The organism is Fervidobacterium sp. (assembly GCF_059913585.1).
Genome location: NZ_DBOLZL010000012.1, coordinates 138,975 through 157,901, shown reverse-complemented (window position 1 = coordinate 157,901; position 18,927 = coordinate 138,975). Strand labels below are relative to the sequence as shown.

Annotated in this window: 16 protein-coding genes; 1 reads left to right on the top strand and 15 read right to left on the bottom strand. The window is 39.6% G+C overall.

The annotated features are described in order from the left end of the window. Nucleotide 1 precedes the first annotated feature (1 nt). The 7 genes from AC3M61_RS04080 to AC3M61_RS04050 form a co-directional block, all read right to left on the bottom strand. Complete coding sequence (locus AC3M61_RS04080; protein ID WP_029684208.1) at nt 2-280, bottom strand: hypothetical protein; 279 nt, start codon at nt 278-280, stop codon at nt 2-4. A gap of 65 nt (nt 281-345) precedes the next feature. After that, on the bottom strand, nt 346-1,776 hold the full coding sequence (gene gltA / locus AC3M61_RS04075) for an NADPH-dependent glutamate synthase (protein WP_029684206.1): 1,431 nt from the start codon (nt 1,774-1,776) through the stop codon (nt 346-348). Continuing rightward, on the bottom strand, nt 1,767-2,639 hold the full coding sequence (locus AC3M61_RS04070; protein ID WP_500779622.1) for a sulfide/dihydroorotate dehydrogenase-like FAD/NAD-binding protein: 873 nt from the start codon (nt 2,637-2,639) through the stop codon (nt 1,767-1,769). The genes gltA and AC3M61_RS04070 overlap by 10 nt, the downstream gene beginning before the upstream one ends. A 31-nt stretch (nt 2,640-2,670) precedes the next feature. After that, entirely contained in the window at nt 2,671-3,513 is an 843-nt protein-coding gene (locus AC3M61_RS04065; protein WP_500779621.1) for a methyl-accepting chemotaxis protein, read from the bottom strand. Between the two features lie 4 nt (nt 3,514-3,517). Then, entirely contained in the window at nt 3,518-4,297 is a 780-nt protein-coding gene (locus tag AC3M61_RS04060) for an oxygen-binding di-iron domain-containing protein (RefSeq protein WP_500779620.1), read from the bottom strand. A 53-nt stretch (nt 4,298-4,350) separates the two neighbouring features. Further along, nucleotides 4,351-4,872 (bottom strand): chromate transporter, encoded by a 522-nt coding sequence (locus AC3M61_RS04055; protein WP_500779619.1) that lies wholly within the window; start codon nt 4,870-4,872, stop codon nt 4,351-4,353. 6 nt (nt 4,873-4,878) lie between these two features. Continuing rightward, entirely contained in the window at nt 4,879-5,442 is a 564-nt protein-coding gene (locus AC3M61_RS04050) for a chromate transporter (protein WP_500779618.1), read from the bottom strand. A gap of 105 nt (nt 5,443-5,547) precedes the next feature. Here AC3M61_RS04050 and AC3M61_RS04045 point away from each other — a divergent pair, with 105 nt between their 5' ends. Next, on the top strand, nt 5,548-6,420 hold the full coding sequence (locus AC3M61_RS04045; protein ID WP_500779617.1) for a DMT family transporter: 873 nt from the start codon (nt 5,548-5,550) through the stop codon (nt 6,418-6,420). 4 nt (nt 6,421-6,424) lie between these two features. Here the strand turns inward: AC3M61_RS04045 and polA are convergent, their stop codons facing one another. From polA to AC3M61_RS04005, 8 genes are all read right to left on the bottom strand, one after another. Beyond that, the gene (polA, locus tag AC3M61_RS04040) at nt 6,425-9,118 is read right to left on the bottom strand and encodes a DNA polymerase I (RefSeq protein ID WP_500779616.1); all 2,694 of its coding nucleotides are present in this window, start codon (nt 9,116-9,118) and stop codon (nt 6,425-6,427) included. Further along, nucleotides 9,096-9,479 (bottom strand): carboxymuconolactone decarboxylase family protein, encoded by a 384-nt coding sequence (locus AC3M61_RS04035; protein ID WP_500779615.1) that lies wholly within the window; start codon nt 9,477-9,479, stop codon nt 9,096-9,098. Before AC3M61_RS04035 ends, polA begins: the two co-directional genes overlap by 23 nt. Nucleotides 9,480-9,517: 38 nt before the next feature. Beyond that, nucleotides 9,518-10,393 (bottom strand): DegV family protein, encoded by an 876-nt coding sequence (locus AC3M61_RS04030; RefSeq protein ID WP_500779614.1) that lies wholly within the window; start codon nt 10,391-10,393, stop codon nt 9,518-9,520. 32 nt (nt 10,394-10,425) lie between these two features. Continuing rightward, on the bottom strand, nt 10,426-11,829 hold the full coding sequence (gene radA / locus AC3M61_RS04025; RefSeq protein ID WP_500779613.1) for a DNA repair protein RadA: 1,404 nt from the start codon (nt 11,827-11,829) through the stop codon (nt 10,426-10,428). A gap of 59 nt (nt 11,830-11,888) precedes the next feature. After that, on the bottom strand, nt 11,889-14,375 hold the full coding sequence (locus tag AC3M61_RS04020) for an ATP-dependent Clp protease ATP-binding subunit (RefSeq protein WP_500779612.1): 2,487 nt from the start codon (nt 14,373-14,375) through the stop codon (nt 11,889-11,891). 149 nt (nt 14,376-14,524) lie between these two features. Continuing rightward, nucleotides 14,525-16,870 carry a DUF4350 domain-containing protein gene (locus AC3M61_RS04015; RefSeq protein ID WP_500779611.1) on the bottom strand — a complete coding sequence of 782 codons (2,346 nt, stop codon included), beginning with the start codon at nt 16,868-16,870 and terminating at the stop codon, nt 14,525-14,527. A gap of 90 nt (nt 16,871-16,960) precedes the next feature. After that, nucleotides 16,961-18,166 carry a diaminopimelate decarboxylase gene (lysA, locus tag AC3M61_RS04010; protein WP_500779610.1) on the bottom strand — a complete coding sequence of 402 codons (1,206 nt, stop codon included), beginning with the start codon at nt 18,164-18,166 and terminating at the stop codon, nt 16,961-16,963. Between the two features lie 2 nt (nt 18,167-18,168). Next, complete coding sequence (locus AC3M61_RS04005; protein ID WP_500779609.1) at nt 18,169-18,846, bottom strand: class II glutamine amidotransferase; 678 nt, start codon at nt 18,844-18,846, stop codon at nt 18,169-18,171. Nucleotides 18,847-18,927: the final 81 nt, after the last annotated feature.

Below are 18,927 nucleotides of genomic sequence, written 5' to 3'. Positions count from 1 at the left end.
GTTATTTTTGCGGTCTTTCGAACTTTATAGCGTTTATTGTGACTTTGTATTTCCTCCCATCCACCACAACATCGTAAGTTATACTAAACTTATCAGATTGAACACTTTCTAGATATTCATTGTCTACCTGTTGCCAAAACATATTTTCAGCGATTAACTGAGCTCGTTCTTGTCTGATTGACTCCATCAGTGTTTCCCTTTGAGCAGGAATTGTCCCAGAAATTATTGTTAAAAGTAGCATTAAGATAATCATTGCGAAGATAAGCTCGGTGTAAAGCATAATCCCCCTTATCCCCCTTGACTATCGTCAATTAGCTATCTGTAAAAATGTGCGATAACTATATTTTACTCTGTAAGTAATTTAACTATCCCCTCTGCGGCCTTTTTCCCTGCTCCCATGGCAAGGATAACAGTTGCAGAACCAGTAACGATATCGCCACCTGCAAATACTTTTGGAATACTTGTCTGACCGTATTCGTTCGTAACTATATAACCGTAATTATTTGTCTTTAAATCTGGAAACTGACTAAGCAAGAACCTATTTGACTCGGTTCCTATTGCTTCGATGGCAATATCGGCCTCTATAACAAAATTGCTATTCGGCACTGGGACCGGTTTTCTTCTACCACTCTCGTCTGGTTCCCCAAGCTCCATCTTTATACATTCTACCCCTACCAATTTACCACTCTCATCTCCAATGTACTTAACAGGATTGGTCAAGAACAAAAATTCTATTCCTTCTTCCTTCGCATGATGTATTTCCGCACGTCTTGCCGGCATTTCAGCTTCGGTTCTCCTGTATACCACAGTAACTTGTGCTCCAAGTCTTAAAGCACTTCTGGCCGCATCCATTGCGGTATTCCCACCCCCCACTACTACCACTCTTTTCCCAACCTTTATGGGAGTGTCGTATTCCGGGAATCTATATGCTTTCATTAGATTCACTCTCGTGAGGAATTCATTTGCAGAATAAACACCGTTAAGTTCACTTCCTGGAATCCCCATGAACTTTGGAGTCCCAGCCCCAACTCCAACAAAAACCGCATCGTATCTTTCGAGCAATTCCTTCGGATGTATTGCATAGCCGATAGGTATGTTTTTGAATAACTCTACACCAAGTGTTTCAAGTTGCATCACTTCGCGTTTCACTATCTCTTTAGGAAGCCTGAACTCAGGTATTCCGTAGACAAGCACGCCACCGAACTCGTGTAATGCTTCGTAAACATGCACTTTAACACCCAGTTTTCCAAGTTCTGATGCAACTGTCAAGCCCGCTGGACCGGAACCAACCACCGAAACTTTTTTAGACCTTAAGGCTGATACTTTAGCTGGGTCAATTTTCAATATGTAAGGAATACTATCAAATGTTGCAAACCCGCCTCCTTCATCATCAAAGCCTTCTTGACTTGCGAAATCAGCTACGAACCTTTCCAGAGCTCCTATGTTTATTGGTTTACCTATTTTGTTCAGAACGCATGCACCTTCACACTGAACTTCCTGAGGACACACACGACCACAGATGGCGGGTAAGTAATTGTAACTTTTGAGAATTTCATACGATTTTTTCAAATTCCCTCTGACTATCTCTCTTATAAACCCAGGGATATCTATTCCAACAGGACAACCTGAAACGCAGGTTGGAACTTTACATTGCAAACATCTTTGCGCTTCCTGATGCGCCAATTCCAATGTATAACCTAGAGAAACCTCCATGAAGTTTTTCTTTCTTTCCGATGGCTCGAGTTCAGGAACTGGAATTCTGTCTTTTACAGCCATGAGATATCACCAACTTTTTCCAAAAACTTCTCCAATGCTTTCTTCTCCTCTTCTTTGTATTGTTGTAACCTTCTTATGAAGCTGTCCCAATCAACGTATCTTCCATCAAATTCGGGTCCATCGACACATACGTATTTAATCTCCTCCTTTAAAGTTCCGCTTTCTTCTTTTCTTAAAAGCACCCTACATCCCCCACACATGCCTGTTCCATCAACCATAATCGCATTTAGTGATACCCAAATAGGTACGTTATACTCGGAAGCTATGTTACTTGTTGCCTTCATCATCACAGCAGGTCCCACAGACCAAATCATATTCGGTTTTTCCATCTCAAACTCTTTCAACATTCCATCTACAACCGTTCCTTTTATGCCTTCGCTCCCATCATCTGTGCAAACCACAACTTTGTCCGCAAAAGAAAATTCGTTTTTAAGAATCAATTCTGATGACGTTTTAGCACCAAGGATTACCGTAACTACATTACCCGCATTTTTTAGTGCTTTCGCTATGGGAAAAATCGCAGCTATACCAATCCCGCCACCGATGACCATAACCTTTCCGTAGTAGTCAATTTCACTTGGTTTACCCAAAGGTCCCACAACATCGAAAAGTTGTTCTTTTTCATCCTTCATACAGAGCTCAATTGTGGATTTACCTACAGCTTTCACAACGATGCGAAACACACCATCACGGGTGTCAGCAACCGTAATAGGTATTCTTTCACCCTTTTCTGAAGTTCTAATTATCACAAATTGTCCAGGCTTAGCATTTCGTGCAATAAGTTCATTCTCTATCCAAAATTCGTAAGTCCCTTTTGCGAGCTTATTTTTGGAAATCACTATGTTCTTTTGAATTTCACGCACTGCTATACACTCCTTAAGGATCTATCTTGGTTTATAACCTCAAATCTTTAAGTTTAGTCTGCGCCTTCACAATTGATGATATCACTCTTGATAACGTCTCAAATTTTTCTGCCGCTTGGTCCATTATCTCAACAGCGGAATTGAAATTGCTATTTTCAGCCTCGAGTTCTGTTTTCGTTCCTGATAAGAGCTCTGCAACATGTGAAAGCAGTGCCGAATTTTGGTTCATAAACCCCAAGAGTTGCTCAAGTGACCTTTGAACAGTTTGGAAGATTTCACCTACTAGCTTTATACTATTCAGTGCCTCGGAAACGGAAGCTGAAAGTTCTTTTACCAAATCGTTTATTTCTTTCGCTACTCTGTTAGACTCACCAGCAAGTTTTTGAACTTCCGATGCAACAACTGCAAAACCTTTTCCAAATTCACCAGCCCTTGCAGCTTCTATCGAGGCGTTCAAAGCCAAAAGGTTTGTCTGTTTCGCTATTTTTGTAATCTCCAGGACCATATTTTCGACTTTCGAGAACATCTCAAGCGTCTGGGTTGTATTTTTCACAGAACCTATGACTATGTCATTTATCTTTGATATATCCGCACCAGATTTTTTAAGTTCCTCAGTTATGTTTCTGTTCACATTTTGAGATTGCTCAATAACACTGACAATCTCTTGGGATTCTTTCCCAAATTGCTCAGACAATTTATTTAACCTTACCTGCATATTGCGAAATACATTCTCTAACTCACGTAAATTCTCTTGAACGATTTTTACCCTTGAAATCAAAGCCTCATCGAGTTGAGCCATGAAAGAGGTCATCAAGTTTTCGGCAAAAAAAGCGGAAGACATCTGTTCTATAGTTTCTTTACTGATTTCTGGCATAATATCACCTGCCATATATCTCGTCGATGATATCTATACCGCATTTCAAATTTCTGAACCACTCAAACAACTTCTTAACATTTTCGCCTTTGAAAATCGCCCCGTGTTGTGGAGCAACAATGTCTATTTCTTTTCTCTCGACGATACTCAACCATTTTCTCAAAGCAACACTCGAGGTTATATATCTTTTATGGAACCCTTCCATGAGTTTCACGTGTTCGTTAAAGTTCTCAACAAAAACGTAGCGTTGACCTTTTGGGAAAACAGCGACACCCAGGTCCCCGGAGAACAAAATCTTTGCCCTTGGGTCGTAAAGTGTGAAATTACCTGTTGAGTGCAAATAGTGTGTAGGAATGAACTCAAGTTCTGTTCCGGATGGCAATCTCAATTTGTCCCCTTTGTCTGGAAGTGCAACCACTCTTCTTTGGTCGTATATTCCAAAGTGCGGGAGAAATCTTGTCCAAAGCGCAGAGATGTAAATCTTAGCGTTTTCTGCTATAGAAAGCCAAAGCGTGATTCCAGAGGTAACGTCCGGGTCTTGATGTGTAAAGAAGATATACTTAATTTTGCTGGGCTCTATTACTTCAGAAACGTTAGCAAGTACCCTCGGAAAGACATGAGCTCCACCCGGGTCAAGTAACATCGCTTCACTTCCGTCGATTATCAGATATTGGTTCGTCTGAACTATACCTTCTTCTTCCTGCTCTTCCCAAGCAAGGAAGATGAACTTATGCTGACCATCATCGTAAAGTGTGATATTTTCAACGCCTTCCCTTAATGCCACACGTCACACCCCCTTAAATGTACCGATATCTATTATGTATTATAACATGTAATCTATTTAAAAAATACGTAGCCAAGGATACCAGATAAAAGAAGAATCGCAACCGTATCGATTTTTGTCTTGAGCAAAAGAAGAACTGCAACAATGTTTACAACAACTGCCAAAGGAGTTCCAAGCGAAGTCTTGATAAAGCTAAATGACGCAGCGGCTATCATTCCAAGAACCACTGGTTTCAGCTTAGAAATGACACTTTGAACGACTCTATTTCCAGAATGTCTGCGGTAGAAAAAATAAAGCGTAAGTGATGAAACGATGGGAACAAGTATAACCGAAAAAGTAGCGACTATAGAGCCAACAATCCCGCCAACTTTGTAACCAACGAAAGTGGCAGCATTAATTCCGATAGGTCCAGGTGTGGACTGGGAAATCGCGACGATTTCGTTAAATTGGTCAAGTGTCAACCATTTGTTTGTATCAACCACGTAGTGAATTATCGCCTTGAGGATACTGTAACCGCCACCGAAACTGATTGCACCTATTTGGGCAAAGACAACGAAGAGTTTTAGGTAATTCAATTCTGTTCACTCCCCTTTGCTTTGATTTACAAAAAATCGGATAATCCCGTATAAAATGCCCAGTAAGATGACGTAGACGGGATTGAATTTCAAGAAAGTAACACTGGAGAAAGCAACTAGGAAGATGACAAAATCTTCTAAATTTCTCACACTGCTTCTCCAAAGTCTCAATACACCAACGACTATAATAGCGAGCAAAGGAATTTTCATACCATTAAGAAAAGGCTTTAAGAAGTTATAAAATTTCCCAAGCACGATTGCAATGGCAAGGATTATAATCATTGGAAAGAAAATAGCACCCGCAACAGCAGCAATCACCCCTGGAATCTTTCTCAGCTTGTAACCTACAAGTGTAGAAGTGTTAACAGCGATTGGTCCGGGCATAGATTGTGCTATGACCAGAAGCGAGTCGAATTCTTCTGGCTGTAAGAACTTATGCTTTACTGCAAATTCTTCGCAAATAATGGGAACCATAGCGTAGCCACCACCGATAGTAACTGCACCTATTTTTGCAGTTATTGAAAAAAGCTTCCATAAAGAAACCTTTTGGATGTTTTCCGATTTGCTCAAAATTAGCACCCCCAAACTACTCTAAATTTGCTCGCTCTTTGAAGATATATGCTAAAATGATTATAGCACAACTAAAAGTAAGCAGAAATAAGGGGGAACAAATAGGTGACGAACATTGCTCTTTTTCAATTTTCACAAGTTGTGGGTCTGCTGTGGATGAGCGTTCGTATTATTCTGCTTGGCTACGAACGTATAGCTGGAAATAAGATATCTAAGGGTTCTCCCACTTTCGTGGCTGCATGGGGATTCTTTTTCTTCTCTTTTCTTTCATTCTTCCCGTTTTTAAATACAATTACGTGGGAAATACTTATGAAGTCACTTGTGAGTGGTTCCATCTACTCAATCTCGTTTTCGCTTTACACATATGCATTAGGGCACGAAGATGCCTCTGTCATTGCCCCGTTGTATAATTTGAACGCTATATTTTTAGTAATATTGGCTTCGATATTTTTAGGTGAAACGTTTAGCATAAAAAGGCTAATAGGTGCTATTTTGATGATTTACGGTGTGAGTTTTTTGAAAAAAGGGGAGAATGTAGTCGTTTCGTATACAAATATCATTAAAAGCAAAGGAGCAGTGGCGATGATTGTATCGTCACTGCTCATGGCAGTTGGTAGAATCATCGATAGGAAGGTTACAATTAGCCTCTCACCTCTTGGATACTCGGTGGGGATATACCTTGTGATAAGTACTTACATTTTGATTTACGGGGTTGCAACTGGAAGTAGAATTTCAGACTACACGAACTTAATTAAACAAAAGTGGCTTTATCTTATTTTGGGTGGCATTTGTAACGCTTATTCATACGTTGCGCTTTTGAAGGCTTTCAATTATTTCGGTGTTAGCGTTGCGGAGCCACTCTCTATGTTATCTGTTTTTGTAACGATGTTCTTTGCTAAGGTTTTTCTCAAAGAACGGATAGGTGTCAGACTTCTGGCAGCTGTTTTGTTGTTCGTAGGAAGTATTTTAATTTACTAAATATTTACAGCATATACTTTTCTACATAGATGTCTACTGTCAAGGGAACTCTTAATTTTACGGCGTTCTCCATTTCTGTCTTGACAATCTCTTTCATCAATTCAATTTCTTCCTCCGGCACTTCAAAAACCAATTCGTCGTGCACTTGAAGTATCATCATACTTTTTAAATTCTCTTTCTTCATTCTTTCGTGTATCTTTATCATAGCAATCTTCATTATATCTGCAGCGGTGCCTTGTATTGGTGTATTTATAGCAATCCTTTCACCTTCAGCTCTGATGTTTGGATCCTTAGCATTTATTTGCGGTACTTCTCTTCGTCTGCCGAACATTGTCTTAACGTATCCGTTTTTCTTTGCGAATTCTTTTATCGTTGCTATATAGCCCTGGACACCTTTGTAGGTGTTAAAATAAGCATCTATTATTCTTCTTGTTTCTTTTATGTCCAAGCCTATTCTTCTTGACAAACCGTAAGGAGACACACCGTAAACTATTGCGAAATTGACCATCTTCCCGATTCTTCTCATACTTTCGTTGACAAATTCGTCGCTCACACCAAATATACGTTTTGCTGTCTCTAAATGTATATCTTTGTTTTCACTAAAGGCTCTAATAAGCTCCTCGTCTTCGCTCATATGAGCCAAAACTCTTAGTTCAATCTGTGAATAATCCGCTCCAAGAATCCACCAATTTTCCTTTTGTGGTTTTACAGCCATTCTAATTTCTTTTCCTTCGTCCGTTCTCCCTGGTAGGTTCTGTAAATTGGGGTCTGAACTGCTCAACCTACCAGTTGCGGTTCCAGTCTGATTGAAAGAGGCATGGATTCTACCTGTGTATTTATTCACCATCGTTGGTATGGCGTCTACGTACGTACTTTTCAACTTCTGTATCTTCCGGTATTCCAAGAGTAGACGAGCAATCTCGAAATCGGACGCCAAGTTTTCTAAAACCTCTACATCTGTCGAATAAGCCCCCGTATTTGTTGACTTCATTGCGGGAAGTTTTAGTTTTTCAAACAATATGTAACCAACCTGCTTTGGTGAGTTCAGATTAAATGGTTCCCCCGCTATTTCAAATATCCTCTGTGAAAGTGAAGATAGCTTTTTCTCCATTTCTAAGGACAATGAAGAAAGGTATTTCGTGTCAAAAAATACACCATTGAGTTCCATCTGCGCCAAAACAGAGACAAGGGGTAATTCGATTTTTTCATATAGTTCAACCATTTCGTTTGAGTATATAAGAGGATATAGCTTGTTATGAATGCGCAATGAAATATCTGCATCTTCACAAGAATACCTCGCTGCGCGTTCCACAGGCACATATGAGAAATCTCCAGCAAAAAGTGGTAGTGCACCCTGCATGACCTCGTCATAACTCATCATCTTGTATCCAAGGAATTTCAAAGCCATCTCATCGAGGTTGAACCTCTTCTCGTTTGGGTTCAGCAAATAAGCCTCTATCATGGTATCGAAAGCCGGATATTCAGGTTCTATACCTGCTTTTTTCAAAAACTTGATATCAAATTTTAGATTATGACCTCCGAACCTTCTCATATCGACAACTTCTTTTAAGAACTCTTTGATTTTATCAAGTGGAACGTTTGGTCCATCCAAATGTGCCACTGGTATGTAATAGGCCTTGCCCTCGTCAATTGCTATGGAGATACCTACTATCTTACCTGTAAATGGGTCAAGAGAACTGGTTTCTAAATCAAGTGCTACCTTCTTTGCTTTGAGTATTTCTTCAAGCAATCCTTTGAGTTCACTTTCTTTTGAGATGATGTTGTATTCAACAGCTTTTTCAAGTGGAGTACTCAATTGCAATTCTTTTATTATACTTGCAAATTCAAACTTTTTTAAAACCTCTAACAACTTTGCCGAGTCATAACCTTGGTATTTCAGTTCCTTCAAATCGATTGGCAATTCAATCTCACAGTTCAGTTCTACGAGTTTTCTGCTCAGTTCGTAGTCCTCCGAGAAACTCAAAAGCTTTTCTCTAATCTTATCAGGTAACTTGTTCTGATTTTTCAAAGCATTTTCCACGCTTCCGAAGTCTTGTAGTATCTTCACCGCTGTCTTTTCACCTATTCCAGGCACACCTGGGATGTTATCTGAAGTATCACCAACCAGAGCAAGGTAATCAACTATCTGTTGAGGGTAGACCCCGTATCGTTCGTAAACATCCCTTGTGGTGTATTTTCTGATATCGGTTACGCCTTTTTCTATACGCCACACTGAAATATTCTCATTCACAAGCTGGAGCAAATCTTTATCGCTTGTCACAACGTTTATTTCGGAAATTCCCAGTGAAACCTTTTCTTTTTCAAATCTTTTAGCCAGTGTAGCTATCACATCGTCGGCTTCGTAACCTGGCATACGAACAAGTTTGATTCCAAAACCTTCTATTAGTTCACCCACAAGGCTAATCTGTCTAAGCAAAGGTTCTGGGGTTTCTGGCCTATGCGCTTTGTATTTTTCATAAAGTTCTTTTCTATAAGTACTACCACCTTTTACATCAACAACAAAAGCACAGTAGTCTTCACCTACTGTTATGTGTTCTTTTATAAACTTTAGCAACATTCGAGCCAAACCGTAAAGTGCACCGGTTGGAATACCGGTTGTGGTCGATAATGATTGGTCTATGGCATAGAAAGCTCTGTAAAGCAAACCTGTTCCATCAAACAGAAACGCTCTCGCCATTTGCTTGGAGCCTCCGGATTTCTAATAATGTATTTACCGCTCTTCTCAAATGTGGAATGACTATTGAGCCACCTACGATGAGCGCTATGTCAAATGTCTCAAAAAACTCCTCGTCAGTTACCCCAAGTTCAGCACATCGTATCATGTGGTATGTTATACAATCATCACACCTAAGAACCATCGATGCAACAAGTCCCATTAGTTCCTTATACTTAGGCTCAATAGCACCCTCACGATAAACTGCACCGTCAAGATTCCAAAAACGTTTCGTATTTATCGTCCCGCGGTCTAAAATTTCTTTGTTCATCTGTTCTCTGAATTTTTTAAATTCTTCAAGGGTGTTGAATGTATTCTTTGCCATTCCATTACCCCCTTACAAGCTGATACAAACTAATACAATTAATATCTTTCTATACCAAATCCCGTCTGACCGGGTCCAACATGCATAGAAATAACCTTACCGGTAGGTGTGTAGTAGACATTCTTGACCTTGTAAATTTTTCTTAGTTCCTTTTCTATCTCTTTGAGTTCCTCCATATTGTCACAACTTACCATGTATAAATCCACGGTACTACCTGCAGGGAACCCTTCTTCCTGAGCCTTTTTGATTAACTCTTCGTGTATTGCTTTTGTTGCTCTCGCTTTTGTGAATGGAATCATATTGCCTTCGTCATCTATGTAAATGCCTACTTTTATCTTCAGAAGCGAGCCGACAAACCCGGCAAATCTACTGACTCTTCCACCTTTAACAAGGAAGTTGAAGTCTTGGACATAGAAGAACGCACCAAAACCTTTGGCTTTTATTTTCTTTTCAAGCTCTTGAGCTACCTCTTCAAGTCCCAAACCAAGGTCGAACAATTCACGTGCATACCTAACCATCGGAGATATAGCCGTAGATGCCCTCTTGGAGTCGACAACTCTCACTGGGATGTTTACTTCTTTTGAAGCCAAAACTGCGGAGTTAAATGTTCCTGACATAGCTGAGGATATCGTTATAACTAAAACACCATCGTAACCGTTTTTCTTCGCTTCTTCGTATTTTGCCTTCCAGTCTTCAACAGTTGGTTGTGAGCTTTTTGGTAATTCTGGCGAAGTTTTGAGCTTTTCGTAGAATTTTTTCAACTCATTGAAGTCCCTTGTATTATCCTTCTCCGTCGTTCCATCGGGCCAGACAACGTAAAGTGGGACAATATCAACATCCCATGGTTCGATAAGTTCCTTTGGAAAGTCGGACGTACTATCAATCAGTATCTTAACTTTCAACTTTTCAGCCATCTTCTCCACTCCTTCTCTTATGATTTAGTTTTTCAAATTTTATCCATTTTTTCTGATACGACAATTTCAAAAAGTTGTTTTACGTCTTTCACACGCTCTACTTTCAAGTGTGATTTTGAATTGATAGAGTTGTATTCAACATTAGCTGGAATGATTATTCTTTCTATCTGTAGTTTTTTTGCGTTTTCTATACGCTTTGTAACGTTCACTGTTGGTCGGATACTACCGTCCAAACCTACTTCTCCTACCATGAGCGCATTTCCTATGTAGGAGTCGAGAAAAGATGACAATATCGCACCCGCGATCGCTAATTCACAACCGGGGTCTGTTATATTCAATCCCCCAGAGACATTTATGTATATGTCATGAAAATCCAGAGGCAGGTTCAGATGCTTTGCTAAGACAGCAGATAATATTATGACTTTTCTAACATCTATACCATGCGATATTCTCCTTCCAGAAGCCATCTTTACTCGGGAGACAAGTGCCTGAATCTGGACATTCAAAGGTCTACTTCCCTCAAAAACGCTGGTAAAAACGTTACCTGGGGTGTTCGAATAGTTCAGTAATATATCCTCAGGTAAACTTTTTAATCCTTCTTGAGTCATCTGGAAGACGGAGATTTCTCCGCTAGGACCGTATCTATTTTTTTGAACTCTTAGAATCCTATAATCAGTTGTTCTTTCACCTTCGAAATATATCACAGTATCAACCACGTGTTCAACTAATTTTGGTCCTGCTATAACCCCTTCTTTAGTAACATGTGCAATAAGCAAGGAAGGGACGTTGTATTTCTTTGAAAAAATTCTAACCTTTTCGACAACAGCTTTTATCTGGACAACGCCACCGACAGGGGAATCTATATCAACGCTGCTGAGTGTTTGTATCGAGTCAATAACAATTAGTCTTGCTTTTTGTGGATCTATGTTGCTGAGAATATCTTCTATTTGTGTTTCGGAAGAAATTAAAATTCTTGGATTTTTAATTCCTAATCTCTTGGCACGATTTGCCACTTGATGAACACTCTCTTCACCAGATATGTAATAAACAACATGGTCTTCCCTTTCGTTACTTTTGGCTGTAGCATCGCATATTTGAAGTGCCAAGGTGCTCTTACCAACACCTGGTTCCCCACCCAGTAATATAACCTGTCCTCGGACTAATCCGCCATTCAACAGTTGGTCAACTGCTGGGATGTTTGTTTTGATTCTTTCTTCTTCAGATTTTTCAAGGGCTGTATGTAAATCAAAAAAGCGAGGATGAGATTCCATCATCCCCGCATCTTGAGGTCTTATATTTTTTGTTTCCGTTGAAGCATCCTTTAGTTGAAATTCCTTGGCGCTGTTCCACTCACCACAAACTGGGCATTTTCCAAACCACTTTGGTGACTCGTAACCGCACTTATCACATACGTAAATGGTTTTTGTTTTTGGCATCTTTTCAAGTCACCTTCTACCATTTAAGATTGTCAAAAAACCAGAAAGAGTTATCTTTTCTACGATTCAGACTTGACAGTCGTCGCAACTTGATTTCGTTTGTTTTTTACGAAAGCAAGTTTATCACCATCACGAACGACGTATACTTCATCGTTATCCTCAACTTCACCTCTCAGTAATTCTTCAGAGAGTGGGTCCTCTATGTACTTTTGAATAGCTCTCTTCAATGGTCTCGCACCATAAACAGCATCGTAACCAACGCTAACCAAGAAATCTTTTGCTTCTGGTGAAAGCACTAAAGTGATGTGTCTTTCGCTTAACCTTGCCCTGATATCTTTGAGCAGTATTTCGATAATCTGTTCAATGTGTTCTTTTGTAAGTTTGTGGAATACGATAATCTCATCAACCCTGTTTATAAACTCTGGTTTGAAAACTTTTTTCACTTCTTCGAGCACTTTATCTTTCATCTCTTTGAAATCTCTTTCGTGAGTTTCTTCGCCAACGAATCCGAGGTTTTTCTTGGAAGTAACTATTTCGGTTCCACCTATGTTACTTGTCATGATTATAATAGTATTTCTGAAATCAACTACGTGACCCTGGGAATCTGTCAAACGTCCGTCGTCCATTATTTGGAGTAATATATTGAACACATCAGGATGTGCCTTTTCTATCTCGTCAAATAATATCACCGAGAACGGTCTTCTTCTTACCTTCTCTGTTAGTGTTCCTCCTTCTTCATATCCAACGTATCCTGGAGGTGCACCTATCAACCTTGAGACTGAGAACTTTTCCATATACTCACTCATATCGAACCTTACCAAAGCTTTTTCATCACCGAATAGATACTCTGCAAGTGCTTTCGCAAGCTCGGTCTTACCTACACCTGTTGGTCCAAGGAACAAGAAGACACCGACTGGTCTTCTTGGGTCTTTCAGACCGCTTCTTGCCCTTCGGATAGCACGTGCAATTGCACTGATTGCCTCTTCCTGACCAACAACCCTTTCATGCAATGCATTCTCAAGATTGAGGAGCTTTTCCCTCTCGGTCTCTTCAAGCTTCTTGAGAGGAATGCCAGTCCAACCTGCCACAACTTCCTCTATCTCAGGAACATCGACCGTAACGATTGTAGATTCAACCTCTTTACGCCAGTTACTATATGCTTCGTTGAATTGTTCCTTAAGTTGCTGTTCTTTCTCTTTCAACTCTGCTGCCTTTTCGTAATCCTGAGCAGCTACTGCTTCTTCTTTCTCGTTTTTGATGGCCTCTATCTGTAACTTCAAAAGTTGGAGATTGCTTGGCATGACGAATAATTTCAGCCTGCTTCTGGCTCCCGCCTCGTCAATAACATCGATAGCCTTATCTGGTAAGAAGTGGTCTGTGATATATCTTTGGGACAAATATACCGCTGCCTCGAGTGCTTTGTCTGTATACTTTACTTTGTGATGGCTTTCGTATTTTGATTTCAAACCTTTCAAAATTTCCAACGCCATCTGTGGACTTGGTTCTTGGACGTATATTTTCTGGAACCTTCTTTCAAGAGCCGCATCCTTTTCTATGTACTTTCTATATTCATCAGGTGTCGTTGCACCAATACAGTGGAGTTCTCCACGCGCCAAAGCAGGCTTCAGAATATTTGCTGCATCAACGGCTCCCTCAGCGGAACCCGCCCCGACTATCATGTGAAGCTCATCTATGAAAAGAATTATATCCTTGTTCCCCTTAACAACCTGAAGTAACTTCTTCATTCTTTTTTCAAATTCACCACGGTATTTTGTGCCGGCAACAAGTGCAGCTACGTCAAGTGAGAATATAGTCTTACCCTTTAACGGCTCCGGCACCTCACCTGACACTATCCTTTGCGCCAGTCCTTCAACTATCGCGCTTTTACCAACACCAGGCTCTCCAATGAGTACAGGATTATTCTTCTTTCTTCTAACAAGGATTTGCATAAGCCTTTCGATTTCATTTTCTCTTCCAATCACAGGATCAAGTTCTCCACGTTGTGCTTGCGCTGTCAAATCAACACCAAAACCTTCGAGTTGACGGACAGCTGGAGAAGTTGTTGGTTCTTCGTAAGATGGTGGAAGCGCTTGGCTTTCTTCAAAGAAATCCTCATCGGAGATATTTTCAGTTATCTCCTTACGCAATGCTTGAATATTCACGTTGAGCTTTTTCAAAATATGAATCGCAATTCCTTCACCCTCACGCAGTATACCCAAAAGCAAGTGCTCCGGGTCTATCTTGTCGCTACCCATCATACGTGCCTCTTCAAAAGCTATTTCAGTAACCTTCCTCGCTCGTGGGGTCATTTGCGGAGACATTATGAATCCGCGCATGCCCAAACCAACTATCGAAATAACCTCGTTTTTGACACGTGCGTATGTCAAACCATACCTCTCTAAGATATTTGCAAGAGGTTTATCATTCAACTTCAGTATTGCAAGCAGCAAATGCTCGGTTCCCACGTATGAGTGACCGAGGTCTTTCGCTTCCTCTTGAGCCATAACAAAAACCTTCGCTGACCTCTCAGAAAATCTGTCAAACATGTAAATCACCTCCATATATCCATAAGTATTATAACATACAAAAAGAAAAAAATAAAGCGGGGAACACCCCGCTGTTTTAATTCAATAAATAATGTTTTTATAGACTAAATCTAATCGAATACAATGTTCAACATACTTTAGCTTTGCATTTACTTTACGTCGAACAACACATTTTGAATGAAGTCTTTATTGAGTTCGTAATCATAGTCAGAGAAGACAGCTTTTCCAAGCACAAAGACTTTTCCTAATCCACTCTTGAAAGTTGATGCCAGTATAACTTTATCAACAGGTTGGGCGTCGTTTTTGCCATCTGAGTCCACAGATTTCGCCGTGTCTGTGGAAATCAAAACTTGTGCGTTACCGTATAACAACAATGAACAAGGCGAGTAGAATCTTACGTTACCTGCAATTACTTTGTAATTAGCCCCGTAGTTGTTAATTTCATCGACCACCTGGTCATCGTTGAATCTAACAGGCGAGTTTAGGGCATCAAGAATCGCGTTTAAGTCTTCTGTATTCCCACCGTTGTTATAGTCGCTTTTTGATGTAATGATCAAAATCCCACCATTCTTAACGAACTTGACAATATTCACGACTTCATCATCCGAGTATCCTTTGCCGTTCATAATAATTAAATACATTCCGTCGATATCTTGAATTTTATCGATATAGGCTACTTCGAAGCCTTTCGTTTTAAGGAAAGATTCAAGCTTTGAGAGCTTATCTTTATAATAATCATTCGAGTGCCCTTGGTCTATGTAAACAACTTTTCTCTGTTGTTTTGTTTCTTTAGAAGTTGGTAAGGATAATCCGATTATATTTGCAAGTTCTTCAACACTGTTAACTACGCTAGCGTTTTGGATCAACTCTGAATACTTTTCAAAATACTCTTCGTCACTACCTTTCAATAAAATAAGTTTTCCCTTAAACTCTCTCAGCCACTCAATTTCATCTGGCATAAGGTCTTTGAAGAAATCTAATCCACCTTGTTTGGGAGTTGGAATTAAGACGATATCAACATCATTGTAGTCTTTCAAAACAGTGTCAGCAAAAATTGCTGTATTACCCTGTTCTTCAAATTTTCTTAACAGTGACAATAATTCGTCACTAATATCGTTCTCATGGAGTTTGTCTATAAGAATTGTTAATCCTACTTTTTCAGAAACTTCGAAAGCAACTGACTGGACATTTTTGCCATCAACCAAAAAGTCTATACGGCCATCTCCTGCTTCGAGTTTCCCAAGCTGGATGTTTTTGTCGTACTCGATACCATAAGGTTTCAAAGAAAGCCTTTCGCTATACACCGACTTACCGTTGAGAAGAACTGTCAATGTTCCTTGTTGTGGATTTTCAGAAACATTGTAAATGTCAAAGGTAATCTGAACATTTTGATTCACGCTTGGCTTTTCAGGACCGATGCGAACGTAATTGACCCTAAACGGACTATCAGTTTCAAGCCAAACAGGTGCTGAAACTATTTCGTTCCCATCCTTTTGAACGATGTAAACAAAGAACCATTCGTAACCATCGATTATATCGAATGTTCCGCTGTACTCGAATTCATCTTTTCCAGAAAGCTCTGAGAGTTCGTAGATTCTACTTTGTGAAAAGATGTATACCTTGCTAACAGGGTCTCCTTTGTCTGAATAATAAATGTAAAAATTCGCCTTTTCGCGGTAAGGTAAAATGCTCCCCATAATGTTATTGTCCGTATAAAAATAGAGCTTTGCAGTTTTGTCCTCCGAGGCAAATGTTCGTCTGTTCCATAGTGCTTCCATAATATCCTCATAAGTCAGTGATTTTGCAAGAATGCCAGTGCGTGCGTCGTTTGCACTTGCCCAATTCTCTTTGTGGTTGTCCTGGTTGGCTGTTGGTGAAAGGTGCCAACCTCTGTTCAAAGCGAGTATGAAGTTGCTGAACATTTCTTCGGAAATAATGTCCGCACTGCTCCAGTTACCATTTCCGATTTCTATGAGATTCACATATTTGTCAGCCTCCGGCCAAAACCAGAAATCTTGAAAATTGCCAAACGTAACCCCAGGATGGTTAAACTGCGCAAGTTTTTTTACCTTTGTAATCCATTCGTAGAAATCCTTCAAGTCACCTTTTTCATCTCGGCTAATGAACTCAAGTGTCTCGTAAACGTTTATATGACCAGAACCTGCTGTCCATTCAAAACCTTGCAATCCTACAAATTTACCCGGAATCGTAGCACTGCGTGCTGCTTGCTGAGTTAGATAGGTTTTCGATTGCCCGTTGACAGGTATTTTTAGAAAGTAGCAATGGTCGGTAACAGCTAGCACGTCAGCATATTTTGAAGCATGTGCATAAGCTTGTTCAGGAGTTCCTCTTCCATCCGAGTACGAAGTGTGAGAATGCAAATTTCCGTAATAGATTTGGTACTCAAAATTTGGTAGTGCAAAAACGGTTGTCAACACTAACAACACTATGGCGATAGATAGCTTTATACCTATCTTCGTGTTCAATCCTTTCATAATAGCCAGCCTCCCCTGTGTTTTGCAAGTTACATTTCATGTGAGCTGATAATTATACCACAAACTCTTCAATTTTTTACCCTAAATAATTTAAATTATAGTTCTGAAAAGGTCATCGTATGTTTCACGTCTTCTGATTAATTTTGGTTCGTTGTTTTCGGTGATTAAAACTTCTGCGGGTTTCAATGTAGAGTTGTAATTACTTGACATTGCGTATCCGTAAGCTCCTGCGTTTTCGATTACAATATAACTACCTTCTCTTGGAATTTCCAACATGCAGTGTGTTGCTAAAATATCCCCAGATTCACAAAGCGGTCCCACAACATCTGCTTCCACTCTCTCGTCTTGCGCAGGCTCCAAGATTTTAACACCATGAAATGCTCCATACATTGCTGGTCTAATGAGAACGTTCATCCCACCATCTACAACTATGAAAGTTTTTGCATCGGTTCTTTTCACATACTCGACCTTTAGAATAAGTACTCCGGCTGGTCCAATTATGTATCTTCCAATCTCTAAGACAACCTCTTCAAAATCTTTCAGCAGAGGTATAATCACTTCACGGTACTTCGATAAATCGAGTTCTTTGCCTTGGTAGTTGATTCCCCAGCCCCCACCTATATTAATCTTCCTAAAACCATATCTTTTACTAAGTTCCACAGTCTGGCTTAACGCTTCGTAAAACGGTTCAACATCTGTTATTTGTGAACCAATGTGAATATGGAATCCTACTAACTCAAGGTTGCTTGTCTTTACTTTTTTCAAAGCTTCTTCTATCATTTCTATTGGAATCCCAAATTTGTTCTTCTTCAGACCTGTGGAGATGTACGGATGTGTGTTTGGATTAACGTTAGGATTAATCCTTAAGAATAATTCAGGGATATTTCCAACTTTAGAGGCAACATCTTTCCATCTTTCCAGTTCTTCAACTGAATCTACGTTAACATATCTAATCTTCGATAACAGCGACATCTCCTTCAAAGATTTTCCATTACCGTTCCATACAATTCTCCCGTCAGGAATGTCTGCCAGCTTTGAAGCGTGGTATTCTCCCAACGTAACAATATCAGTTCCAAAGCCTTCTTCCTTCAAAATACGAAGCAGGTTTGGGTTGTTGTTTGCTTTGCATGCAAAGGTTGGAAAAATATTGATACCATTAAAAATCCCCATTACAATCCTTGCACGTTCTCTTATTATTCTTTCGAAATAAACATAGAGCGGTGTACCATACGAAATTGACAATTCTTGGACTAATTCTTTCGTTAATGAATCACTAACCGTAGTACAATTAAACACGTTTAAAACACCTTCCCTTCTTCAACTATTTCTCCATTTCTCACCTTAAATATTTGTCCATTTTCCATAGGGGCGAGTAAGTCATCGACATCGTCTTGTGAATATACAAAAAACCCCGTTTTGTCAGCTTTGTAATACAATGTAAAGTATTCACTATCTCCGGTATATATGCAACCAACGTATAGCGACTTGTCCAACTCATCTAATAACAAAAAGTTAAGTCCACTGAAATCATGAGCTTCGACGTACTTTTTCACATTATTAAGTAAGCCTTCAAAGTCTTTGAAATCATGAATACTAAGGAAAAAGTCATATGTATCACTCTGAAAAAGATTAGCTTTGTTGGCATCCCTTATCGTACCATTGTGTGCAAGGTATCTACCTTCTATATAGAACGGATGGAGCTGATGCAAGCCAACGGGAATACCTGGTGAAGCCTTACGTGCATGAATTATTCCAATCTTTCCGCTGATTTTTTCACAAAGCATTTTAAAATTAATGTCTTCATATATCGGCTTAGCTGATTTGTACTCAATTTTTTTAAATTCACTTAGAACTATTAAACCATACCCATCATCATGTGGAGCTCCTCTACCATGCTCTGCCATCACAGATACTTTATTAAATACTTCAGCAACGCAAATATCATTCGACGATGAAAACGCAGACATTCTACACATTTTAAACCCTCCCACAGAGAATAGTCTTGTTTTAAGATATTATACCATTAAAAATCATTTTGAACTAAATCACATCCTGTT